This is a genomic window from Pseudomonas sp. Z5-35 (genome assembly GCF_051131945.1).
GTDB classification, from domain to species: Bacteria; Pseudomonadota; Gammaproteobacteria; order Pseudomonadales; family Pseudomonadaceae; genus Aquipseudomonas; species Aquipseudomonas marvdashtae.
Genome location: NZ_CP071640.1, coordinates 1,418,971 through 1,442,111 on the forward strand (window position 1 = coordinate 1,418,971; position 23,141 = coordinate 1,442,111).

Annotated in this window: 25 protein-coding genes and 1 pseudogene; 9 read left to right on the top strand and 17 right to left on the bottom strand. The window is 59.2% G+C overall.

Annotation, left to right across the window (positions count from 1 at the left end):
* Nucleotides 1-95: 95 nt before the first annotated feature.
* The 3 genes from J3P95_RS06580 to J3P95_RS06590 all read right to left on the bottom strand — a co-directional run bounded on the left by J3P95_RS06580 (nt 96) and on the right by J3P95_RS06590 (nt 3,391).
* On the bottom strand, nt 96-851 hold the full coding sequence (locus J3P95_RS06580; protein WP_003204973.1) for a DeoR/GlpR family transcriptional regulator: 756 nt from the start codon (nt 849-851) through the stop codon (nt 96-98).
* 95 nt (nt 852-946) lie between these two features.
* On the bottom strand, nt 947-2,452 hold the full coding sequence (gene glpK, locus J3P95_RS06585) for a glycerol kinase GlpK (RefSeq protein WP_434578204.1): 1,506 nt from the start codon (nt 2,450-2,452) through the stop codon (nt 947-949).
* 87 nt (nt 2,453-2,539) lie between these two features.
* The gene (locus tag J3P95_RS06590; RefSeq protein ID WP_434578202.1) at nt 2,540-3,391 is read right to left on the bottom strand and encodes an MIP/aquaporin family protein; all 852 of its coding nucleotides are present in this window, start codon (nt 3,389-3,391) and stop codon (nt 2,540-2,542) included.
* 284 nt (nt 3,392-3,675) lie between these two features.
* On the opposite strand from J3P95_RS06590, the gene ybaK reads away from it, so the two are divergent.
* Complete coding sequence (gene ybaK / locus J3P95_RS06595; RefSeq protein ID WP_434561658.1) at nt 3,676-4,146, top strand: Cys-tRNA(Pro) deacylase; 471 nt, start codon at nt 3,676-3,678, stop codon at nt 4,144-4,146.
* 150 nt (nt 4,147-4,296) lie between these two features.
* Nucleotides 4,297-5,079, top strand: coding sequence for a PhzF family phenazine biosynthesis protein (locus J3P95_RS06600; RefSeq protein WP_434561660.1), 783 nt, complete (start codon nt 4,297-4,299; stop codon nt 5,077-5,079).
* Between the two features lie 48 nt (nt 5,080-5,127).
* Here the strand turns inward: J3P95_RS06600 and J3P95_RS06605 are convergent, their stop codons facing one another.
* Both J3P95_RS06605 and argF read right to left on the bottom strand, forming a co-directional pair.
* Entirely contained in the window at nt 5,128-6,237 is a 1,110-nt protein-coding gene (locus J3P95_RS06605) for an ABC transporter ATP-binding protein (RefSeq protein ID WP_434578200.1), read from the bottom strand.
* Complete coding sequence (argF, locus tag J3P95_RS06610; protein ID WP_434561664.1) at nt 6,234-7,154, bottom strand: ornithine carbamoyltransferase; 921 nt, start codon at nt 7,152-7,154, stop codon at nt 6,234-6,236. The genes J3P95_RS06605 and argF overlap by 4 nt, the downstream gene beginning before the upstream one ends.
* Before the next feature lie 401 nt (nt 7,155-7,555).
* Between argF and J3P95_RS06615 the strand changes: the two genes are divergently transcribed.
* From J3P95_RS06615 to grxD, 3 genes are all read left to right on the top strand, one after another.
* Nucleotides 7,556-7,843, top strand: coding sequence for a hypothetical protein (locus J3P95_RS06615; protein ID WP_186635701.1), 288 nt, complete (start codon nt 7,556-7,558; stop codon nt 7,841-7,843).
* 123 nt (nt 7,844-7,966) lie between these two features.
* Complete coding sequence (locus tag J3P95_RS06620) at nt 7,967-10,075, top strand: molybdopterin oxidoreductase family protein (RefSeq protein ID WP_434578197.1); 2,109 nt, start codon at nt 7,967-7,969, stop codon at nt 10,073-10,075.
* 99 nt (nt 10,076-10,174) lie between these two features.
* Nucleotides 10,175-10,516 (top strand): Grx4 family monothiol glutaredoxin, encoded by a 342-nt coding sequence (gene grxD / locus J3P95_RS06625; RefSeq protein ID WP_434561668.1) that lies wholly within the window; start codon nt 10,175-10,177, stop codon nt 10,514-10,516.
* Between the two features lie 131 nt (nt 10,517-10,647).
* Here grxD and bfr read toward each other — a convergent pair whose 3' ends face one another.
* Nucleotides 10,648-11,121, bottom strand: coding sequence for a bacterioferritin (gene bfr / locus J3P95_RS06630; RefSeq protein WP_186635709.1), 474 nt, complete (start codon nt 11,119-11,121; stop codon nt 10,648-10,650).
* 199 nt (nt 11,122-11,320) lie between these two features.
* On the bottom strand, nt 11,321-11,539 hold the full coding sequence (locus J3P95_RS06635) for a bacterioferritin-associated ferredoxin (RefSeq protein ID WP_003178704.1): 219 nt from the start codon (nt 11,537-11,539) through the stop codon (nt 11,321-11,323).
* Nucleotides 11,540-11,845: 306 nt separating this feature from the next.
* Between J3P95_RS06635 and J3P95_RS06640 the strand changes: the two genes are divergently transcribed.
* Nucleotides 11,846-12,448, top strand: coding sequence for a peroxiredoxin (locus J3P95_RS06640; protein ID WP_003204949.1), 603 nt, complete (start codon nt 11,846-11,848; stop codon nt 12,446-12,448).
* Nucleotides 12,449-12,669: 221 nt separating this feature from the next.
* Here the strand turns inward: J3P95_RS06640 and rnt are convergent, their stop codons facing one another.
* The gene (gene rnt, locus J3P95_RS06645; protein ID WP_186611625.1) at nt 12,670-13,347 is read right to left on the bottom strand and encodes a ribonuclease T; all 678 of its coding nucleotides are present in this window, start codon (nt 13,345-13,347) and stop codon (nt 12,670-12,672) included.
* Complete coding sequence (gene pyrC / locus J3P95_RS06650; protein ID WP_434578194.1) at nt 13,344-14,390, bottom strand: dihydroorotase; 1,047 nt, start codon at nt 14,388-14,390, stop codon at nt 13,344-13,346. The genes rnt and pyrC overlap by 4 nt, the downstream gene beginning before the upstream one ends.
* A 187-nt stretch (nt 14,391-14,577) precedes the next feature.
* Here pyrC and J3P95_RS06655 point away from each other — a divergent pair, with 187 nt between their 5' ends.
* Both J3P95_RS06655 and J3P95_RS06660 read left to right on the top strand, forming a co-directional pair.
* Nucleotides 14,578-15,558: a flagellar protein MotY gene (locus J3P95_RS06655; RefSeq protein WP_434578192.1), complete on the top strand. Its 981-nt coding sequence runs from the start codon at nt 14,578-14,580 to the stop codon at nt 15,556-15,558.
* A 128-nt stretch (nt 15,559-15,686) separates the two neighbouring features.
* Nucleotides 15,687-16,904: an argininosuccinate synthase gene (locus J3P95_RS06660; RefSeq protein WP_003204943.1), complete on the top strand. Its 1,218-nt coding sequence runs from the start codon at nt 15,687-15,689 to the stop codon at nt 16,902-16,904.
* 159 nt (nt 16,905-17,063) lie between these two features.
* Here J3P95_RS06660 and J3P95_RS06665 read toward each other — a convergent pair.
* Nucleotides 17,064-17,339, bottom strand: a pseudogene (locus J3P95_RS06665) (hypothetical protein); the annotation flags it as partial.
* Between the two features lie 464 nt (nt 17,340-17,803).
* Here J3P95_RS06665 and J3P95_RS06670 point away from each other — a divergent pair.
* Nucleotides 17,804-18,430, top strand: a complete 627-nt coding sequence (locus J3P95_RS06670; protein WP_434578190.1) for a response regulator — start codon at nt 17,804-17,806, stop codon at nt 18,428-18,430.
* Nucleotides 18,431-18,484: 54 nt separating this feature from the next.
* Here J3P95_RS06670 and J3P95_RS06675 read toward each other — a convergent pair whose 3' ends face one another.
* From J3P95_RS06675 to J3P95_RS06705, 7 genes are all read right to left on the bottom strand, one after another.
* On the bottom strand, nt 18,485-18,667 hold the full coding sequence (locus J3P95_RS06675; RefSeq protein ID WP_186635721.1) for a PA3496 family putative envelope integrity protein: 183 nt from the start codon (nt 18,665-18,667) through the stop codon (nt 18,485-18,487).
* A 107-nt stretch (nt 18,668-18,774) separates the two neighbouring features.
* Complete coding sequence (nth, locus tag J3P95_RS06680; protein ID WP_186635724.1) at nt 18,775-19,413, bottom strand: endonuclease III; 639 nt, start codon at nt 19,411-19,413, stop codon at nt 18,775-18,777.
* On the bottom strand, nt 19,410-19,940 hold the full coding sequence (locus J3P95_RS06685) for an Rnf-Nqr domain containing protein (protein WP_434578188.1): 531 nt from the start codon (nt 19,938-19,940) through the stop codon (nt 19,410-19,412). The genes nth and J3P95_RS06685 overlap by 4 nt, the downstream gene beginning before the upstream one ends.
* Entirely contained in the window at nt 19,933-20,544 is a 612-nt protein-coding gene (locus tag J3P95_RS06690; RefSeq protein WP_434578186.1) for an RnfABCDGE type electron transport complex subunit G, read from the bottom strand. The genes J3P95_RS06685 and J3P95_RS06690 overlap by 8 nt, the downstream gene beginning before the upstream one ends.
* Nucleotides 20,541-21,527: an RnfABCDGE type electron transport complex subunit D gene (locus J3P95_RS06695; RefSeq protein ID WP_434578184.1), complete on the bottom strand. Its 987-nt coding sequence runs from the start codon at nt 21,525-21,527 to the stop codon at nt 20,541-20,543. Before J3P95_RS06695 ends, J3P95_RS06690 begins: the two co-directional genes overlap by 4 nt.
* Complete coding sequence (gene rsxB, locus J3P95_RS06700; RefSeq protein WP_434561682.1) at nt 21,514-22,530, bottom strand: electron transport complex subunit RsxB; 1,017 nt, start codon at nt 22,528-22,530, stop codon at nt 21,514-21,516. Before rsxB ends, J3P95_RS06695 begins: the two co-directional genes overlap by 14 nt.
* A complete protein-coding gene (locus tag J3P95_RS06705) occupies nt 22,527-23,099 on the bottom strand; it encodes an Rnf-Nqr domain containing protein (RefSeq protein ID WP_434626409.1) in 573 nt (190 codons plus the stop codon). Before J3P95_RS06705 ends, rsxB begins: the two co-directional genes overlap by 4 nt.
* Nucleotides 23,100-23,141 lie beyond the last annotated feature (42 nt).

Sequence of the window (23,141 nt, forward strand, 5' to 3'; positions counted from 1 at the left end):
CGACGCGTTTCTTCAGGCGAGCCGCATTCAGTAAAATTTGCGACGGCTACGCCGCCGAGCGGGAGCAAGCTCCCTCGCCACAGGGTAGTGGGGCTTCAGACCACTTCCAGCCGAATCTTGTGCTGGCTCAGCAATTGCGCCAGCGCCGGCACTGGCTGTTGGTCGGTCACCAGGCAGTCGATCAGGCTGATCGGGCCCAGGCGTACCATGGCGTTGCGCCCGAACTTGCTGGAATCGGCCGCCAGCAATACCTGCCGCGCATTAGCGATGATGGCTTGGGAAACCCGCACTTCCTGATAATCGAAATCCAGCAGGCTGCCGTCTTCGTCGATCCCGCTGATACCCACCAGGGCGAAGTCCACCTTGAACTGGTTGATGAAATCGACGCTGGCCTGGCCTACCACGCCGCCATCACGGCGTACGTTGCCCCCGGCAATCAGGACTTCGAAGTCATCCTTGGCGCTGAGGATCGATGCCACGTGCAGGTTGTTGGTGATGACTTTCAGATGGTTGTGATTGAGCAGCGCCCGGGCAATCGACTCGGTGGTGGTGCCGATATTGATGAACAGCGAGGCGTGATCGGGAATCTGGGCGGCGATGGCTTCGGCAATGCGTTGCTTTTCGTCGCGCATCTGGTCGGCGCGCATGGCGTAGGCGGTGTTTTCGACGCTCGAATCATAGGCGGCGCCGCCGTGGTAGCGGCGCAGCAGGTTCACTTCCGCCAATTGATTGATGTCGCGGCGGATGGTTTGCGGGGTGACGACGAAGAGCTGCGCCATTTCCTCGATGCTGACATAGCCGCGTTCGCGGACCAGCTCGAGGATTTGCTGCTGGCGGGGAGGCAGATTCATGGGGCTTCCTTTGGGCTGCCGTACAAAATTTGCCCATGATGCCGCAGGAATCCATTCCCGACCAGTTTCAGATCCTCATCGTTCCCGGCTTCGGCTTACTCAGCGTCTTCGTGTGGCTCCCAATCGCGGGTGCGGCTGACGGCTTTTTTCCAGCCGGCGTAGAGTTTTTCCTTGGCCTGTTCATCCAGCTGCGGCTCGAACTCGCGCTCGATGACCGCTTTGCCGCGCAACTCGTCCAGGCTGCCCCAGAAGCCGCATGCCAAACCGGCCAGGTACGCTGCGCCCAGTGCGGTGGTCTCGCGCATTTTCGGGCGCTCGACCAAGGTGCCAAGAATGTCTGCCTGAAACTGCATGAGGAAGTTGTTGGCCACCGCGCCGCCGTCCACGCGAAGGGACTTGAGGCGTTCGCCGGCATCCTGCTGCATGGCATCGAGCACGTCGCGGGTCTGATAGGCGATTGATTCCAGCGTCGCCCGAATGATGTGATCGACTCGTACGCCACGGGTCAGGCCGAACAGTGCGCCGCGGGCATAAGGGTCCCAGTACGGCGCACCAAGGCCCGTGAACGCCGGCACCAGGTACACGCCATTGCTGTCCTTGACCTTGTTGGCGAAATATTCGGTATCGAGGGCGTCGTTGACGATCTTGAGTTCATCGCGCAACCACTGGACCGTGGAGCCGCCGTTGAACACCGCGCCCTCCAGGGCGTATGCCACTTCGCCGCGCGGGCCGCAGGCGATGGTGGTGAGCATGCCATGGTTGGATTTGACGGCTTTGTCGCCGGTGTTCATCAACAGGAAGCAGCCGGTGCCGTAGGTATTCTTCGCCTGGCCCGGTTCCACGCACATCTGGCCGAAGAGGGCGGCTTGCTGGTCGCCGGCGATACCGCCGATGGCAATGCCGCTTTTGGTGCGGCCGTAGATTTCCGAGGAAGATTTCACTTCCGGCAACATCTCGCGAGGGATGTCGAGGATGTCGAGCATCTTCGCGTCCCATTCCAGCGAGTGAATGTTGAACAGCATGGTGCGCGAGGCGTTGGTGTAGTCGGTGACGTGGACCTTGCCGCCAGTGAATTTCCAGATAAGCCAACTGTCCACGGTGCCGAATAGCAATTCGCCGTTGCGCGCGCGTTCGCGGCTGCCTTCGACGTGGTCGAGGATCCACTTGAGCTTGGTCCCGGAGAAATACGGATCGGTGACCAGGCCGGTGGCTTCGCTGATGTACTGCTCGTGGCCGTCGCGCTTGAGTTGCTGGCAGATCTCGGTGCTGCGTCGGCATTGCCAGACGACGGCGTTGTAGATCGGACGCCCGGTGGACTTGTCCCAGACCACAGTGGTTTCGCGCTGGTTGGTAATGCCGATGGCGGCAACCTGGTCGTGGTGCAGCCCGGCATGGGCCAAGGCCTCTACCATGACCGCGCTCTGCGTGGCGAAGATTTCCATCGGATCATGTTCGACCCAGCCTGGCTGCGGATAATGCTGGACGAATTCGCGTTGGGCTGTGCAGACCACGTTGGCGTCACGGTCGAAAATAATCGCCCGCGAGCTGGTCGTGCCTTGGTCTAGGGCAATGATGTAGTTTTTATTCTCAATGTCGGTCATGTCGATTGCCTCGGGTCTTTCATAAAGGGAGACGTAGATAAAGAAGCCACGGCGCAGACCGGAATGGCAGGAGCCTGCGCCGACTGTTCAGGATGTTCTGGGCTTGCCGTCAATGGTCGGCTCTGCATCCTTTGTAGCAGCCACGGCGCCGGGCAGGTGACGGGCAATCAGCCCGCGGTAGGCGGCGGCACCCAGGCAAGCCCCCGCAATCGGTGCGAAGATAGGCACCAGAAAGTACGGGATGTCGCGTCCCCCGGTCAGGGAAATTTCACCCCAGCCAGCGAAAAATGTCATCAGTTTTGGACCGAAGTCCCGCGCCGGGTTCATCGCGAAGCCTGTCAGCGGCCCCATCGAACTGCCAATCACGGCGATCAGCAGGCCGATCAGCAGCGGAGCCAGCGGACCGCGAGGCAGGCCATTATTGTCATCGGTAAGGGACATGATCACGCCCATCAGGATGGCGGTGATGATCGTTTCCACCAGGAAGGCCTGGCCGGTGGACAGTGCTGGGTGCGGGTAGGTAGAGAATACCGACGCCAGTTCGAGGCTTGCTTCGGTGCCGCGAATCATCTGGCGAGACTGTTCGAAATCGAAGAACAGATTGCTGTACAGCGTATAGACCAAGAGCGCACCGCAGAAGGCGCCGGCGACTTGGCAGATGATGTAGAACGGCAGTTTGCGTTTTTCGAAGTCAGTAAAAATACACAGCGCGATGCTGACGGCGGGGTTTAAATGGGCACCGGAAATACCGGCGCTGAGATAGATCGCCATGCTGACACCGACGCCCCAGATGATGCTGATTTCCCACAAGCCGAAACTCGCACCCGCGACCTTGAGCGCCGCAACGCAACCGGTACCGAAAAAGATCAGCAGGGCCGTACCGAGAAACTCGGCCAGGCATTGGCTGGAAAGGGAGGGTTGTTGTAAAGCAGTTGTCATTCAAACCTCGGTTCTTTTTGTTGTCCTGCGCGTCGGATACAACTCGTCAGCGCGTTTTCACCGAGGGCGGGATCCCCATCCTGCGCTCGGGCTGTTGCTTGAGACACGTGTTTCTGCTTTCAGTTTCGAAAAAATATAGACAAGAAACGCCGCTGTCAAAGGTCGAAAGTGAACCATCAGTCACTTTGGGATTATTCGTGGCGTGAATGACCGCCGCGAAGCCTTTTACCCGCCGATCGCATAGAATTCCTCATAGTCTTTTGGTTTTTCTGTCAGGAGTGGCCATGACCCCCGCGTTGGATCTGCTTAAGAAAGTGCGCGCCGAACATCGCATCCACAGCTACGAACACGATCCCAAGGCAGCGTCCTATGGACTGGAGGCAGCTGAAAAGCTCGGATTGGAGCCGGCGCGGGTGTTCAAGACCTTGTTGGCCGCCAGCGAAAAGGGCGAGCTGCTGGTGGCGGTGGTGCCCGTGGCTGGAAGCCTGGACCTGAAAGCGCTGGCCCACGCCGCGGGGGTGAAAAAAGTCGAGATGGCTGATCCAGCCGCCGCTCAACGCTCGACGGGTTATCTGCTTGGCGGTATCAGCCCGCTGGGGCAGAAAAAACGTCTTCGCACGTTTATCGATAATTCTGCGCAGCCTCTAGCCAGTCTGTTCGTCAGTGCGGGCAGGCGTGGTTTGGAAGTCGAATTGGCGCCTTTGGTATTGAAGGAACATACCGGGGCGGCATTCGCCGACATTGGGCGTCCCTGAATCCCTTGCCAAGATAATCTGAGGCTTCAGGTTTCATTGGGTGTCAAAACTTCCGTCCTGTGCTGTAGGGCAAAAATTGTGCTCATCTGTCACTGGATAAACGGTGCCGGTGCGGCTCATGCTCGCGCATCTATAAAAAGGAGAAGTGCCATGCAGCTCGCGTTTCATCAGGTCGATGCGTTCAGTGACCGGCCGTTTGGCGGTAACCCGGCGATGGTCTATCGGCTCGATGCCTGGCTCGCCGACGACTTGATGCAGAAGATCGCGGCCGAACATAACCTGGCTGAAACCGCTTTCCTGGTGCGTGAAAACCAGCAGTGGCACATTCGATGGTTTACTCCCACCACGGAAGTCCCGCTCTGTGGACATGCGACATTGGCCAGCGCCTTCGTATTGTTCGAGGTCTATCACGAAACCGCGCAGCGGCTGGATTTCATCTGCAAGTCTGGAGCGCTGAGCGTCAGCCGCGAAGGTGACCGGCTGTGGTTGGATTTCCCTGCGATAGTGCCGGCCGAATTGGGCGCTTCCCTGGCGGTCCAGAATGCCTTGGGGGTCGAGGCGGTGGACGTGCTGAGCTCCAACGAGCTGTTCGTGGTGTTGGAATCGGAGCAAGCCGTGCTCGACTGCAAGCCTGATATGGCAGCCTTGGCAAAGCTGCCGTGGCCGGGCGCTATCGTGACGGCGCCGGGCAGCAAGCACGATTTCGTCTCGCGCTATTTTGCCCCGGCGATCGGCATCAATGAGGATCCGGTCACCGGGTCGACCCATTGCAGCTTGATTCCATACTGGTCCAAGCGCCTGAACAAGCACGGTCTTACGGCGTATCAGTGTTCAGCCAGGGGCGGGGCATTGTTTTGTCGGTTGGAGGGAGAGCGGGTGAAGATCGGCGGGCATGCGACGCTTGTGGCGAGCGGGACGCTGTCCCTGGGTTGACTTGTGGCGAGGGAGCCAGCCCCTTCGCCACAAAAGCCTCCCGAAGCATTAGCTGGCCGCGCTGTGTCGCCGCACGCCATTTTCCACCGGCGGCAGATGTGCCGCTGTGCTGCCCGAGGCCTGGAACAATACCAAGTGCTCAGCCGCCACTCGGACACCAACGGTCGCCCCGACCTGATGATCGGCATGGCTCGGGAAAATCGATTCCAATTGCGCGCCTGTCGGCAATTGCAGGCGATACAAGGTAGAAGCACCAAGGAACGTCTTGCCGACGATAGTGGCTGTCAGCTGGCTGTCTGGCGCATAGACGATATCGTCCGGGCGCAGCAGCACATCCACGGCGCCGCCGATCGGCCAGGTGTAGGCTCGGTTGCCGCGCAGCACGCCCAGTTCAGTTTGCACCGATTCCGGGCTGTCGAGTTGGCCGCGAATGAAATAACCCTGGCCAATGAAGCTGGCGACGTAAGGCGTCAGCGGTTCGTGATACAGGTTGTAAGGTGTATCCCATTGTTCCAGTCGACCTTCCCGGAACACACCGACATGATCGCTCACGGCAAAGGCCTCTTCCTGATCATGAGTCACCAGGATTGCGCTGGTGCCGCGAGCCTTGAGAATGTCGCGCACCTCATGGCTGAGCTTGCGTCGCAGCTCGCCGTCGAGGTTGGAAAACGGTTCGTCGAGCAACAACAGTTGCGGCTCGGGCGCCAACGCCCGGGCAAGCGCCACGCGTTGTTGCTGGCCCCCAGAAAGTTCATGGGGAAAGCGCTTGCCCAGGTTCTTCAAGTTGACCAATTCCAGCAGCTCTTCGACCACGCGATCCTTTTGAGGATGTTTGCGAATGCCGAAGGCCATGTTCTCGGCGACGCTCAAGTGCGGGAACAGCGCATAGTCCTGGAACACCATGCCGATACGGCGCTTCTCGGGGGCGAGGGTAAAGCCCGCGCGGGAAATGGTTTCCCCGGCCAGCTGGATCTCACCTTCATGCACGGGCTCGAAACCAGCGATGGCCCGCAAGGTCGTGGTCTTGCCGCACCCGGACGAGCCGAGCAGGCAGCCGATATCGCCGGCGTTGAGGTGCAGGTTGAGGTTCTGTACGACCCGTTGGTCCTGATAACCGCAGGCCAAGTTGTGCAAATTCAACAACAAGGAATGGCTCATGCGTGGTGGTACGCCGGCTCGACGAGAAATTCGAGCAGGGCCTTCTGTGCGTGGAGACGATTCTCGGCCTGGTCCCAGGCCACGGAGCGCGGATCATCCAGCAGGTCGAGGCTGATCTCTTCGCCACGATGGGCCGGCAGGCAATGCATGAACAGCACTTCGTCGGCCGCCAGGTCGAGCAGGGCGCGATTGACCTGGAAAGGCGCGAACAGCTTCAGGCGCTTGGCGGTTTCTTCTTCCTGGCCCATGGACGTCCAGACGTCGGTGCTTACCAGGTGCGCGCCGGTGACCGCTTGTTGCGGGTCGCGAACGAGGGTTACGCGGTCACCGGCCCGGGCGACGAATTGCGGATTGGGTTCGTAGCCTTCAGGGCAGGCGATGCGCAGCTGGAAATCGAATTGGATCGCTGCTTCTATATAGCTGTTGCACATGTTATTGCCGTCACCGATCCACGCCACGGTCTTGCCCTGGATCGAGCCCCGGTGTTCGAGGAACGTCTGCATGTCGGCCAGGAGCTGGCAGGGATGCAGGTCATCGGACAGGCCATTGATCACCGGCACGCGGGAATGGGCTGCGAATTGGGTCAGGGTGCTGTGGGCAAAGGTCCGGATCATCACCGCATCGAGCATGCTCGACATGACGATGGCGCAATCGCTGATGGGCTCGCCGCGGCCGAGCTGGGTGTCGCGGGGCGACAGGAAAATCGCCTGGCCACCGAGCTGGATCATGCCGGCTTCGAACGAAATGCGCGTGCGCGTCGAGGCCTTCTCGAAAATCATCCCCAGTACACGGTTGTTCAAGGGCTCGAACAGTACGCCGCGCTTACGCAGGTCCTTGAGCTCCACGCCTCGACGGATGACGCCGAGCAACTCATCGGGCGTGAAATCCATCAGGGAGAGAAAGTGCCTTGCGCTCATGATTGACTACCTTTTGTTACTGACCGCAGATACTCAAAGCCTTGTTTAATGGAAAAACGGGCGAGACCTGCGGCAAAAGCCGCACGGGGCGACGAAATTAGGGGAAGGCGCGATATTGACATTAAATGTCGCGTCTTACCAATAGGGCTACGGTTATAGGGGATTTCAGCGAAGTCACGGCAGGACTGCAATGACGTATTTAAAGCCGGTTTCCTGACAGCAGCAGCCCATTTGTACACTGGCGTGGCGGCGCTTGGCAAACAAGCCGGACGGGCGTGGGACGATAAACGCTCGGTTTTCGGCGGGCGGGCGTGGATTTCCCAGTGTCCGTTGTCGGATGTGAGATTTCCTAAACCAAGGGCCTGGGTTATAAATGAACCCCTATATGCAGGAGCCCCCAAATGGATTCGAAAGAGCGACAACTGATGGAATTGCTGGGGCTGACGGCGCGCTCCCTGACGCACCTGACCGCTTCGGTGACGTCCATGTCATTCGAGTTGTTGCGCAGCGACGACGAAGTGACCAAGGCCGCGGGTCGGCGGATGATTGATCGCATGGCCACTATCAGCAGTGGACTTGACGAGCATTGGCGCTTGATTGGCGAGTTGACGGGCGTACCCATCTCCCATGAGGAAGTGGAGACCATCGAGGAAATCCAGTTGCTGGCGCCGCCTCCCGAGCAGCCCTGAAATCGGCTGGCCTGATGCCCGCCGATTCACAGGACGAACGTCGCTGGCGCGGTAGGGGATCACGGGCCATAGTTTTGTTCCCGCGGCCAAAAGCGGCCGCTACGAATAAAACAGAGACTGGCCATGACCAAGACTCTTCATCACCGTGCGTGCCATCTGTGTGAGGCCATCTGTGGCCTGACGCTCGAAACCACCGAAACTGAAGGCCAAGGCCCGGCGATCACCTCGATCAAGGGGGATCCGCTGGACAGTTTCAGTCGTGGACACATCTGCCCCAAGGCCGTCGCGCTGCAGGATATCCAGAACGATCCGGACCGGCTGCGCCAGCCCATGCGGCGGATGGGCAGCGAATGGCTACCCATCGCCTGGGAGGACGCGTTCGCGTTGGTGGCCGAACGCCTGGCAAGCATTCAGGAACGCCACGGCCAGAACGCGGTGGGCGTCTATCAAGGCAACCCGAGCGTGCATAACTATGGGCTGATGACCCACAGCAACTATTTTCTCGGTCTGCTGAAAACCCGTAGCCGCTTCTCGGCGACCTCGGTGGACCAACTGCCCCATCACCTGACCAGCCACTTGATGTACGGCCACGGCCTCTTACTGCCAATTCCGGACATTGACCACACCGACTTCATGCTGATCTTGGGTGCAAACCCGTTGGCTTCCAACGGCAGCATCATGACCGTGCCGGACGTGGAGAAACGCCTCAAGGCGATCCAGGCCCGGGGCGGCCAAGTGGTGGTGGTCGATCCTCGGCGCAGCGAGACCGCGGCCATCGCCAACCAGCATGTCTTCGTACGCCCCGGTGGTGATGCTGCGTTGCTGTTTGGCTTGCTCAACACGCTCTTCAGCGAAGGCCTGACTCGTGACGGTCATTTGCCGGTGGATGGCCTCGAAGAGGTGCGCCAGGCCGTTGCAAGCTTTACCGCGGAGGCGATGAGCCCTCTCTGTGCGATTCCGGCGACGCAGATCCGTCAGCTGGCGCGTGATTTTGCCGCCGCGCCGTCAGCGGTGTGTTACGGACGGATGGGCGTATCGACCCAGGCTTTCGGCACGCTTTGCCATTGGCTGATCCAGTTGATCAATCTGGTGACCGGAAATCTTGATCGGGTCGGCGGGGCGCTGTGCACCGAGCCAGCGGTGGATTTGGTGGCGAGCACCTCGGGCGGACACTTCAACCGATGGCAAAGTCGAGTGTCCGGGCGTCCCGAATACGCGGGGGAGCTGCCGGTGTCGGCCCTCGCCGAAGAAATGCTCACCGAGGGCGAAGGGCAGATCCGTGCGTTGGTCACCGTGGCGGGTAACCCGGTGTTGTCCACGCCCAATGGGCGGCAGCTGGAGCAGGCACTGGATGGCCTGGAGTTCATGGTCAGTATCGATCTGTACATCAACGAGACCACTCGCTATGCCGACCTGATCCTGCCGTCGACCTCTGCCCTGGAAAACGATCATTACGACACCACGTTCAATCTGTTCGCGGTGCGTAACGTCAGCCGTTTCAATCGGGCGATCCTGCCCAAGCCTGAGGGTGCGCTGCATGACTGGGAAATATTCGTCGGCCTGGCCAAGGCCTTTGCAGCCCGGACCGGCAAGGAACTCAAGCCGACCATGCCGCCAGCGCAGATGATCGATCTGGGGCTGCGCGCGGGTGCCTATGGGGATGCATCGCCGCACAAGCTGTCCCTGGCGACTCTGTTTGATCATCCCCACGGCATTGATCTCGGTGCGCTCAAACCCAATCTCACCGCAAGGTTGAAAACTGAAAATGGTCGCTTGCAGGCCGCGCCCGCGGTGATCCTTGCCGACCTGGCGCGCTTTGCCGTGTTGCGAGCGCCGGCATCCGATGAGCTGCTGATGATTGGCCGTCGCCATGTGCGCAGCAACAACTCCTGGATGCATAACTTTCATCGGCTAGTGAAAGGCAAGCCGCGCCATCAGCTGCTGATGCATCCCGATGACCTGGCGAGCCGGGGTCTTGTCGATGGGCAACGAGTCAAGGTCAGTTCGCGAGTAGGCGTGATCGAAGTGGAGGTGCAGGGCAGCCTGGACATGATGAAAGGCGTGGTCAGTCTTCCCCATGGCTGGGGCCATGCCCGACCGGGTGTGCAGATGGCCATTGCCAGCGCGCAGCCCGGTTCCAGTGCCAATGACTTGACCGATGAATGCCAACTCGATGAGTTGTCCGGCAACGCGGCGCTTAATGGGGTTCCGGTGAAGGTGGCGGCTGCGTAGAATTGTCCTTGGGGCGGACCGAGCAGGGTGCTCGGCTTTCCGTTACAATGCGCCACCGTGTCGACATCTGTAGTCGCAAAGTTCAAGCCGAGGTGCTCCGTGGATATCATCGAAACGATCAAAGACCAGATTGCCAACAACACCATCCTGCTTTACATGAAAGGCTCGCCGAATGCGCCTCAGTGCGGCTTCTCGGCCAAGGCTGCTCAAGCGGTGATGGCGTGTGGCGAGAAGTTCGCTTACGTGGACATCCTGCAGAACCCGGAAATCCGCGCCAACCTGCCCAAGTACGCCAACTGGCCAACCTTCCCACAGTTGTGGGTCGGCGGTGAGTTGATTGGCGGCAGCGACATCATGACCGAGATGGCGGCTGACGGTTCGTTGCAGTCCGCGATCAAAGCAGCTGTAGAAGCGGCAGCGGCGAACAAGACTGAAGCTTGATCCATGACGGTTCTGTTCGCCGCACGGGGTGTGGTGGACGAACGTTGTGGGATGCCTGGAAATCCAGGCAACAAAAAGCCCCGCTCCTCGAAAGAGGGCGGGGCTTTTTTGTGGCTTGCTTTCGGGGAAGCTTATTCTTCACCCATCTGCGATTGCAGGTAATTCTCCAGACCGATCTTGTCGATCAGGCCCAACTGGGTTTCCAGCCAGTCGATATGTTCTTCTTCGGACTCGAGGATATCTTCGAGCAGCTCGCGACTGCCGAAGTCACCGACGGTTTCGCAGTGGGCGATGGCGGCTTTCAGGTCGGCGTGGCCGGTGCGTTCGATGCGCAGGTCGCATTCGAGCATTTCCCGGGTGTGTTCGCCGATGTGCAGCTTGCCCAGGTCCTGGACGTTCGGCAGGCCTTCGAGGAACAGGATGCGCTTGATCAGCTTGTCCGCGTGTTTCATCTCGTCGATGGATTCGTGGTACTCGTGCTTGCCCAGCTTGTTCAGGCCCCAATCTTCATACATGCGTGCATGCAGGAAGTATTGATTGATCGCGACCAGCTCATTGGCGAGGATCTTGTTGAGATGCTGGATGACTGTAATGTCGCCTTTCATGGTGAGGGCCTGCCCTGTAATAGCTGTGTATAAGGCGGAGTTTGAGCCGCCCATTTCCGGGTGTCAAACCTAAGTTATTGAATAATAAATGAAAATTAATCGGAATAAGAATGTTTGTGTTCCGCGTCTGGACGCTAAGCAATTGATTTACAGGCATAAAAAAACCGGACATTGAGTCCGGTTCTTCAAAAAGCTGGATTTATGCGGCAGTAAATTCTACCGGATAAGGGATCGAGGCCTGGGCGGTCTGCACTTTGGCGAGGGTTTCACGCACCACTTCCTTGGCAAGGCAGGCGCATTTACCGCATTGGCTGGCTACGCCGGTGGCCTGGCGGACTTCGCGGTAGCTGCAGCAACCTTCATAGATCGCTTCGCGGATTTGTCCGTCGGTGACGCCAGTGCAGAGGCATACATACATAAGTAAGAACCGTCGCTGGTTGTGACTCAATTGAGACAGATCTTAATGTTAACGAGAATGATTGTCAAAGTGGTTTCTAAAGCTCTTTCACCAGAGCGGCATCAGGCTGACGAACGGTTTGGTGGAGGTGCATGCCGCCAGGTGCTTCGGATTTTCGATGTCGCTGAAAAACCGTTGAGGACAGTCCAAATGTGCGGTGTATGATGGTCGGTCCTTGCAAAGCGGGTTCGTGTCACAGGGCTGTCGCCTGAGGGTGGCAGGCTGGCGCGGACTCTGTTTTCACGTTACTACACCAGGAGATATCCAATGAGCGTACTCGTAGGCAAACAAGCCCCTGACTTTACCGTTCCAGCCGTCCTCGGCAACGGCGAAATCGTCGACAGCTTCACCCTGTCCTCCGCCATCAAAGGCAAATACGGCCTGGTGTTCTTCTACCCGCTGGACTTCACCTTCGTCTGCCCATCCGAGCTGATCGCACTGGATCACCGCATGGACGACTTCAAGGCGCGCAACGTTGAAGTGGTCGCGGTTTCGATCGACTCGCACTTCACCCACAACGCCTGGCGCAACACCCCGATCAACAATGGCGGGATCGGCCAAGTGAAGTACACCATGGCTGCCGACATGAAGCATGAAATCGCCAAGGCCTACGACGTTGAGTCCGAAGGCGGCGTGGCCTTCCGTGGCGCGTTCCTGATCGATGACAAAGGCGTGGTTCGTTCGCAGATCATCAACGATCTGCCGCTGGGCCGTAACATGGAAGAGCTGATCCGTCTGGTCGACGCCCTGCAATTCCACGAAGAGCACGGCGAAGTCTGCCCGGCCAACTGGAAAAAAGGCGACAAGGGCATGACTGCATCGCCTGAAGGCGTAGCCGCCTATCTGGGCGAGCACAGCGACAAGCTGTAAGCGCACGCGGCATAAAAAAACCGGCCCTTGATGGGCCGGTTTTTTTATGGGCCGGTTATCAGCTGCAATGCAGATATCTGTGGCGAGGGAGCTTGCTCCCGCTGGGGGGCGCAGCCGCCCTCAAAACTGTGTGAGCGCTTCGCACTCAAGCGGGAGCAAGCTCCCTCGCCACAAGAGCTCAAGAGCACAAGAGCCAGAGCCAGAGCCAGGCTTAGCCGCTATCAGTCGTCGAAATCCTGCCAGCCGCCCATTTCCTTCCAGCGATTGACGATGCCGCAGAACAGCTCGGCAGTTTTCTCAGTGTCATAGCGGGCCGAGTGGGCTTCGCGGCCATCGAAATCGATGTCAGCGGCCTGGCAGGCCTTCGCCAATACGGTCTGGCCGTACGCCAGGCCCGCGAGGGTTGCGGTGTCGAAGCTGGAAAACGGATGGAACGGGTTGCGCTTCATGTCCAACCGCGCAACGGCGGCATTGAGAAAGCCCAAGTCGAAGCTGCTGTTGTGACCCACCAGGATCGCGCGCTTGCAACCGTTGGCCTTCAGCGCCTTGCGCACGCCGCGGAAGATGTCGGTCAGGGCGGTTTCTTCACTCACTGCCATGCGCAGTGGGTGATCAAGCTTGATCCCAGTGAATTCCAGCGCGGCGGCTTCGACGTTGGCGCCTTCGAACGGTTCGACGCGGAAGAAATAGGTGTGGTCAGGGAAGACGAAACCTTTTTCGTCCATGCCGATGGTCGTCGCGGCGATTTCCAGCAGCGCATCGGTGGCGGAGTTGAATCCGCCGGTTTCTACGTCGACCACCACCGGCAGGTAGCCCCGGAACCGAGCGGCCATGGGATGGCGAGCGCCCCCGGAACCAGCGTTGCCGTCCAGTTCGTCGTCGAAATGATCTTCACTCACGCGTTTTCCTCCAGCAGGCGCCAGCGCAGTTTTTCACCGGCGCGCAGCGGGATGACAGTCAGCTCGCCAAAGGGCAGGCTGGCGGGGGCGGTCCACTCGTCGCGGACCAGGGTAATACAATCGGTGTTCACCGGCAGGCCGTAGAAACGCGGGCCTTGCAAGCTGGCGAAACCTTCGAGCTTGTCCAGCGCATTGCGCTGCTCGAACGCCTCGGCGTACATCTCTATGGCGGCGTAGGCGGTGTAGCACCCGGCGCAACCGCAAGCGGCTTCCTTGGCGTGGCGGGCGTGGGGCGCCGAGTCCGTGCCGAGGAAAAACTTGGCGCTGCCGCTGGTGGCGGCGTCGAGCAAGGCTTCCTGATGGGTGTTGCGCTTGAGGATCGGCAGGCAATAGAAGTGCGGCCGGATGCCGCCCACCAGCATGTGGTTGCGGTTGTACAGCAGGTGATGCGCAGTGATCGTCGCGCCGACATTGGCCGGGGCTTCGTTGACGAACTGCACGGCATCGCCGGTGGTGATGTGCTCGAAGACCACCTTGAGCGTCGGGAAACGCTCCACGACGCGACGCATATGCTCGTCGATGAAGATTTTCTCGCGGTCGAACACGTCGACATCGCTGCGGGTGACTTCACCGTGGATCAGAAGGGGCATCCCGACTTCGGCCATGGCTTCCAGCGCCGGGAAAATCTTGTCGATGCTCGTGACGCCGGAATCCGAGTTGGTGGTGGCGCCGGCCGGGTACAACTTGGCCGCGTGGACGAAACCGCTGGCCTTGGCCTCGCGTATTTCCTCGGGCTGGGTGCGGTCGGTGAGGTAAAGCACCATCAGTGGCTCGAAGCGGCTGCCAGCCGGGCGCGCGGCGAGGATGCGCTGGCGATAGCCGTCAGCCTCGACGGCGTTACGCACGGGCGGAACCAGGTTAGGCATGATGATTGCGCGCCCGAAGGTGCGCGCGACATCGGCGACGGTATGGGTCAACACAGCACCATCGCGAAGATGAATATGCCAGTCGTCGGGACGCAGCAGGGTCAGGCGGTCGGACATGGGGGGCTTCCAGGCGGGTCAAACTCTGGGGAATGCTACCGGAAAAGACCGATGCGGGCACCCGCTATCAAGTTTTGCCGCAAGTGACCGATAGCCCCTTCAGGTGTGCCACGATTCCGTGCGGTGTCTCGGACAAGCGTCATGCCACGTGTTTTTCGATTTCCGTATAAAGCCAGTGGAGCCTCCCGTGCGCCAGCGTTATCTAGCCTTGCTCAGTGTGTTTGCCAGCCTTCCCGCGATGGCGCTCACTTTCCAGACCCGTCTGGAGAGCATCGAGTGGACGGTCGAAGGCGACAAGTTCGAGTGCCGGCTGAGCCAGCCGATCACCGATTTCGGTAGCGGCGAGTTCGTGCGCCGGGCAGGCGAGCAGGCCACGTTCCGGCTCAAGGCCTATAACCCGATGATGGGTGGCGGCTCCGCCACGTTGCTGGCGGCTGCGGCGCCTTGGCAGCCAGGGCGGGGTGACATCAACCTGGGCTCGGTCAGGATCGGCAGCGGCGATGTGCTGTTCGACAGCTCCCAAGTGCAGGCGGGCCGTCTGATCAGTGGGCTGATGGAGGGTCGTAGCCCTGTGGTCCGACGCAATACCGAGGACGGCCGGGTATCGGAGGTCCGCCTGTTGCCTGTGCGCTTCAACAAGGCTTTCAGCGATTATCAAGGCTGTGTAGCGAAACTGTTACCGAAGAATTTCGAGCAGATCAAGCAAACCCAGATCGGCTTTCCCGGCGAGGGGATTGAACTCGACGCCCAAGCCAAGGCGCAGTTGCAAGTCATGCTCGACTTCATCAAGGCTGACCCGAGCGTCAATCATGTCGAACTCGACGGCCATTCCGACAACAGTGGCAACCGTTTGACCAATCGTGAATTGTCGCGCCGTCGTGCGCTGGCGGTCATGGATTTCTTCAAGGCCAACGGTTTCCAGGAATCCCAATTCACCGTGCGTTTTCACGGTGAGCGTTATCCCCTCGTCTCTAATACCAACGCCGCCAATCGAGCCAAGAACCGGCGCGTGGTTGTGCATCTGGCGCGTGTGACGGCGACTCAAGCTCCGACGCCACAGCCGACGACGCCACCTGCGGCACCGGTAGGGGCGCCTGGCAAGGTTCCGACGCCGGTCGCTCCCACCAAAACTGCAGCCCCCGCTGCGGCGACGGCGCGAACCTCCTGATCCTGCCCTGATCGTCGCCGGCTCGACATAATCTGTCGCTTCGTCGTCATAAGCTGTCGCGCCCCTGTAAATTATTCGCGCTGGACGTTAGACTTCCCGGCTTTCCGTACAACCCGTGGAGTGATGGCATGGCGGACGTAAACAAGGTCGTTCTGGCGTATTCCGGCGGCCTGGACACTTCGGTGATCCTCAAGTGGCTGCAGGACACTTATAACTGCGAAGTGGTGACCTTCACCGCTGACCTGGGGCAGGGCGAAGAAGTCGAGCCTGCACGCGCCAAGGCTCAGGCCATGGGCGTCAAAGAGATCTACATCGACGACTTGCGCGAAGAGTTTGTCCGCGACTTCGTGTTCCCAATGTTCCGCGCCAACACTGTTTATGAAGGCGAGTACCTGTTGGGTACTTCCATTGCCCGTCCGCTGATTGCCAAGCGCCTGATCGAAATCGCCAACGAAACCGGCGCCGACGCCATTTCCCATGGCGCCACCGGTAAAGGCAACGACCAGGTGCGTTTCGAGCTGGGCGCCTATGCCCTCAAGCCGGGCGTGAAGGTCATTGCCCCGTGGCGCGAATGGGACTTGCTGTCCCGTGAAAAATTGATGGACTACGCCGAGAAGCATGCGATCCCGATCGAGCGCCACGGCAAGAAGAAATCGCCGTACTCGATGGACGCCAACTTGCTGCACATCTCCTATGAAGGCGGCGTGCTGGAAGACACCTGGACCGAGCACGAAGAAGACATGTGGCGCTGGACCGTCTCCCCGGAGAAAGCCCCCGATACGCCGCAATACCTGGAACTGACCTATCGCAACGGTGACATTGTCGCGCTGGATGGCGTGGAAATGAGCCCGGCCACCGTTCTGGCGACGCTGAATCGTATCGGCGGCGAACACGGCATTGGTCGTCTGGACATCGTCGAGAACCGCTATGTTGGCATGAAGTCCCGTGGCTGCTACGAAACCCCGGGCGGCACCATCATGCTGCGCGCGCACCGGGCGATTGAATCGATCACCCTGGACCGCGAAGTGGCTCACTTGAAAGACGAGTTGATGCCCAAGTACGCCAGCCTGATCTACACCGGCTACTGGTGGAGCCCGGAGCGTCTGATGCTGCAACAGATGATCGATGCCTCCCAGGCTCACGTGAATGGCGTCGTGCGGTTGAAACTCTACAAAGGCAACGTGATCGTCACCGGACGCAAATCCGACGAGTCGTTGTTCGATGCCAACATCGCGACCTTCGAGGAAGACGGTGGGGCCTACAACCAGGCCGACGCGGCCGGCTTTATCAAGCTCAACGCCCTGCGCATGCGCATTGCGGCGAACAAGGGTCGTAAGTTGTTCTGATCCGGTTTTAAAAAACGGCCTGCCATGAGCAGGCCGTTTTTTTATACATTCCTTCTATCGTCCCCCTTTCGGCTCATCCCCGTGATGACTCGACTTCCCAGTTGATAACGCGGATTATCTGGCAGAACGCCTGCGCCTTTTACCAGGTGAACGACGTGGGCGATGGCTATCCTCGGAGGAGACGTCCATGCTTTTCGTGAAATGCTTGCTCTTGCGAAAATCCGAAGGTGAATACAGGGAACGGTAGTTGAAGTTCAACGTAGTGAAGAACAGAAGTAACAAGTAGAACGGAAAGCTGATCAGGAACCAAAGAAAGTATTCGCGATCCTGGTCATCCAGGAACGGCAGGGAGATGGCGGCGGAGCTTTCGGATAAAGTTGCTAGTATGGCGATAAGTGTCAGGGGGTTGGTAACGGTTCTCGGTGGTTTGTTCATGGTGGATACTCATAAATAGTTTCATGCTCGAAGAGTTAAATAAGATTAAGTAGTATTGCGTGCTCTGAAGCGATAATAATATTGATGGTGCAATTGTTCTGTCGCCGATCAGATAGAATCTTTTATACAGAAACTCATTCCTCTGGGCGAAATTTTTGCTGTTGTCTATAAATAAATCAGTAACTATTTATGATAAATGGCTTTTTCCTGATGTTGCCGTCAGGGACGTTTTTCCGGGAAAGCTCGCATTGTTTATAGGGTTTCCGGCTCGTCAGAATAAGCCGCTTCATGTCTGTGGAAAAAATCGTGGCACATCATCTCTCAGGTTATTTGTAGGATTTTTCTGTATTGCTTGTAGGTTATGTCTTTCGGTGCGAGCGGTCATGGGGGGCGGCATGCCAAGGCCGAAATGACTAGGCTATTGTGCGTGCTCTAAAAACTCGAACAGCGAATTGGATTTGCCCATGAATAAAGTGCTGATCGTGGATGATCATCCCGTCATTCGTCTTGCTGTACGTTTGCTAATGGAGCGCCATGGATATGAAGTTATCGCTGAAGCAGATAATGGCGTCGATGCGTTACAGATTGCCAGGGAACAAATGCCCGACATCGTCATCCTGGATATTGGAATCCCGAAATTGGATGGGTTGGAGGTCATTGCTCGTTTGACCGCCAATCCATTACCCTTGAAAGTATTAGTGCTGACTTCACAAGCACCCGGACATTTCTCTATGCGCTGCATGCAGACAGGCGCTGCCGGCTATGTTTGCAAGCAACAGGATTTGACCGAACTGTTAAGCGCAATAAAGGCGGTGCTGTCCGGCTACAGCTATTTCCCTAACCAAGCCTTGCATACGGTTCGTTCAAGCCTTGGGAATGCCAGCGAGTCCGATATGGTTGATCGCCTGTCCGCAAGGGAAATGATGGTCCTGCAGGAACTGGCTCGCGGAAAGACCAACAAGGAAATAGCGGATGGGATGTTCCTGAGCAACAAGACCGTCAGCACCTACAAGACTCGCTTGTTGTTGAAGCTCAATGCCCGTTCGCTGGTCGACCTGATCGAACTGGCACAGCGAAACGGCTTGGTGTGAGTTTCCGGCTACGCGTAATCAGAAAAAAGCCTCCATCAGGGAGGCTTTTACGTGTCAGAGATCAAAGTCATACTCGGCGAGTTGCTTTTGTAGTCGACGCTCTTCCAGCAGGTTATCGATGGTGCGGCGTTTGCTCAGGTTGGTTTTCGCCACTTCCACGACCGCAGGCTCCGCGTCGTCAGCCTCGACGGCGATGAAATCGTCTTCTACATCCAATTGTTCTTTGCCAGTACTCATGGGGTCGACTCCAGGCTAAGGATGCCATTGGCGCTCCTTATATCGATAAACCACCGGCGGGTAAAAAAGATTTTTTCAATCGACTTATCAATAAAAGCAATAGCGCCTCAATCGTCCGATGTCTTGTGCTTGTATTCGCAGAGGTCTTCGATCCGGCAACTCCCGCAGCGTGGCTTGCGCGCCAGGCAAACGTAACGCCCGTGGAGGATGAGCCAGTGATGGGAGTCCAGCAGGTATTCCTTGGGTACGAATTTCAGCAGCTTCTTTTCCACTTCCACCACATTTTTGCCTGGAGCCAAGCCGGTGCGGTTGCTGACGCGGAAAATGTGGGTATCGACCGCCATCGTCAACTGACGAAACGCCGTGTTGAGGACTACGTTGGCAGTCTTGCGACCGACGCCCGGCAGGGCCTCCAGCTCCTCCCGAGTCTGTGGGATTTCGCCCCCGTGGCGCTCAATCAACAGGCGACAGGTTTCGATCACATTTTTTGCCTTGCTATTGAACAGCCCGATGGTCTTGATGTATTCGGACAGCCCTTCAACGCCCAGGGCGTGGATCGCCTGAGGCGTATTGGCCACGGGGAATAGTTTGGCCGTAGCCTTGTTGACGCCGACGTCGGTGGATTGGGCCGACAGAATCACCGCGATCAGCAACTCGAACGCAGAAGAATAGGCCAGTTCGGTTTTCGGCTCCGGGTTGTCTTCATGGAAACGACGAAATATTTCCAGGCGTTTTGCGGCGTTCATGGGCGCGGCGGTTCCTCTTGGGGTGATGGGGCTTTGATGGTTTTGCAGGCTTGGTAAGCCGCCAGCAGCAAGCCCAGCAGAATGAATCCGCCAGGGGCGAGCAGGGCCAGTGGGACGCCTCTGCCGATCAGTTCCCGCAGAGCACCCAGGGTGATGATCAACAGGCCAAACTGTCCCGCCAGCCTGAGATGGGCAGCCATGCGGGGCTCGACGATGGTTGCGTGCTCCAGCGCTACGCAGCTCACGGCGATCCATCCGATATACAGGCTCAACGCTGCGTGGCGCTCCAGCAGCCAGGCCTGTGCAACAAGGCCTGCGCAAGCGGTCAGCGTCGCGGCCAGGACGACGGACGCAAGAAGCCGTTGGTTGGCCGTGAGGCGTTGCCTCAGCAAAATCATGGTGCCGCCATGGGTGAAGCTGATCAGAACCCAGGCACACCATAGAAGCAGCGAATTGATCAGCGAGTCGCTTGCGCCCACCAGGGGGACGAGCACCAGTCCACGGGTCCAGGCCGCAGGTTTATTCATGATCAACCGCTCCTGTCAGCCGAGCCTTGTTCTCGTCGAAGTAACGCAGCGCGTCGTGCACAGCCTGGAGCACGGCCCGGGACGTGACCGTCGCGCCAGCCAGTTGATCGAATTGGCCCTGATCCTTTTTCAAGGCCCAGCCGTCATCGGTAGGCGCCTGGCGTGACTTTCCGTGAAAGGTTTGCAGCCAAGTGTTCGGCCAGCCGGCGATCGCCGCGCCCAGGCCTGGGGTTTCCGACTGGCGCAGTGTCTTCACTCCCAGTAGTCGGCCTGTCGGGTCGATAGCGATCAGCAGTTCGATGCTGCCTTCATAACCCGATACTTGGCTGCGTAACAGTACTGCTCTGGGCCGGCCGGTGTGGGTCGCCAGGTAACCGCCCAACACGGTGCTGTGAGATAACGTGAACGGGGTCGCGAGGACGGGCCGCTCCAGCGGCTGATTGTCGTAGCGGTCGGCCGGCAGTACGTCGAGCAAGGTTTTGTTGGCTATCGCTTGTCGCTGGGCTTCGATGCGTCCGGTGGTATTGATTTGCATGACATACGTGGCGCCGATGCAAAGGCCAGTCAGCAGTATCAGGATTACAATGCCCGTGACGTTTTTCATGTCACCGAACGCCTTTGTCGTGCCTCGACGAAGCGGTCCAGCGCGGGCGCGCCGAGGTTCATCAACAACACCGCAAACGCCACGCCATCCGGGAAACCGCCCCACGTGCGAATCAGATAGACCAGTAATCCTGCGCCGGCGCCTAACAACAGCCGGGCGAGCGGGGCCTTCGCGCCCGACACGGGTTCGGTCACGATAAAAAACGCACCCAGCATGGTGGCTCCGGTCAGCAGATGAAACAGTGGCGAGCCATGGGAGTCCGAGCCCGAGCCGCTCCAGCACAGCAAGCTGATCGTGAACAAACTGACAAGCATGCCCACCGGGGCGTGCCAGCTGAATACCCGTTGTCGCAACAGAAACAGGCCCCCGGCGAGGAAGGCCAGGTTGATCCACTCGACACCGTGTCCACCCCAGCGACCGAACGCCGGGTCGCTGGCGAACAGCTCGTCGATGGTCAGGCTTCTATTGATCTGCAGGCTGTCCAATGCTGTGGCTGCGGCCCACCCGTCGGGCGCCTGGGCAATGCCAGCAACCTGCCGCAAGCCCTCGAGCAGGTCCATGCCGTGGAGCGAGGGCCATTGGCTCATGTACTGGGGAAACGCCACGAGCACCAGGGCATACCCCAACATCGCCGGGTTGAACGGATTGCTGCCGACTCCGCCCCATAAATGCTTGCCGAACAACAAGGCGCAGGCGACCGCTGTGACGATCAGCCACCAAGGGCAATACGCCGGCAAGGCCAAGGCCAGCAAGAGGGCGCTGACCCATGCGCTACCGTCGCTCAGGCCCGGCTTGAGTGGCCATCGCCGCAAACGCAACACCAGCGCCTCGACCGCCAGTGCGGCGAGGCCTGACAACAGCAAGTTGAGCAGCACGCCCCAGCCGTAGACCCACACCGACACCAGCACTCCGGGCAGCGCCGCCAGCAGCACTTGCCGCATGGCTTGTCGCAGTCGTTCGTCCACCGGGTCAGGTAGCGGCATGGGCGTTCACTTGCTGTTCGGCGTCTTTTACGGCTTGCTCCAACGCTTGCAGTTGCTCCTGCGATGCCGCGGCAGTCCGGGCCTTGCTCAGCTCTGCGCGACGCATCGCCAGCTGGATCTTGGCCCGCTTGAGCTCGGCGTCGTTTACCGGCATGGCGGCTGGCGCTGAAGCAACGGGGCAAGCGCTGTTTTCCAGTTGGGCCAGCACTTGCTCCGCCGTCTCGAACTGGCGTTGCAGCACGATCAGTTGCGACTGCTGCTCGAAGGTCGGCGGATGGCCGAACGCTTTCAAGGATTTGTTCAGTTGCGCCCGACTCATGGCCAAATCGATCTTGGCTTTTTTCAAGGCGGCATCGGCGCTGGCGGCTTTCTGTGCGCGCACTCGCTCCAGCGCGGCCTGCACCGGGTCAAGGGGCTGTGCCTCGGCTTGCTGGACGTTGCGCTGGGTCCGGGCGAGACGCTCGGCCTGGCGCTGCTCTTCTTCGCGACGCAGGCGCGCGTTGCGTTGTTCAAAGCGTCGGCGGGCGTGATTGCGCTTGGCGGTTCGCGCCTGCTGTTCCTCGACGCTGAAGGCCAAGCCCCCCACGATCGGCAATACGGTTGCCATCGGCAATGGCCGCATCTCGATACAGTCCACTGGGCATGGCGCCACGCACAGATCGCAACCAGTGCATTCGTCGACTAGCACGGTGTGCATCAGCTTTGCCGCGCCGACAATCGCGTCCACCGGGCAGGCCTGGATGCATTTGGTACAACCGATGCATTCGGCCTCGCGGATAAAGGCGAGCTGCGCCGGCGCCGAGCCGCGACTGACGTCCAGCTCCAGCACCGGGATCTTCATCAGCTCGGCCAGGGCCGTGATGGTCTCGCTTGCGCCTGGCGGGCATTTGTTGATGGGCTCACCCTGGGCGATGCCTTCAGCGTAAGGCTTGCAACCGGGATGGCCGCATTTACCGCATTGAGTCTGCGGGAGCAAGGCGTCGATACGTTGAATCAGGCTCATGTCTTGACCAGCCCGCGTAATCCGAGAAAGGCCACCGCCATCAGTCCGGCGCTGATCAACTGAATCGGCAGGCCTCGAAAAGGCTGGGGAATATTGTTACCCAGGACTCGCTGGCGCAGGTCATCGAACAGACTCAATACCAGCCAGAAACCCAGCCCGGCGCCCAAGCTCCCGGCAATGGCCTGGCCCAAGCCTGATCCCTCCCGGCTGTTGAGCAGGGTGACACCCAATATGCCGGCGTTGCCGAGCAACACGGGCCACAGGCCGTCGAATGGTAACAAGGGAAACGTGCGCGCCAGCCGCCGCAACAACGGCCCGATCAGCAATACGCTCAGGGGCAGCCACACGAATAACCGCAGCGACGCCAGGTCGGCCGGCACCAGCAGCCAATAATCGATCAGATACCCCAAGGTCCCCACTATCAGCATCAGGCATGCCGTCGCCAGGCCCAAGGCATGGACCTGGTCTCTGCCCTCGGCTGCCAAGAGCGGATCGACGCCCAGCGGCCAATGCAACACGAGGTTGTTGATCAGGGCCGCGCTCAATAGGGGCAAGAGGATTTCGGTCATGGGTATTGGGTGACAGTGCCTGTTACAAGAGTAGGCATTATC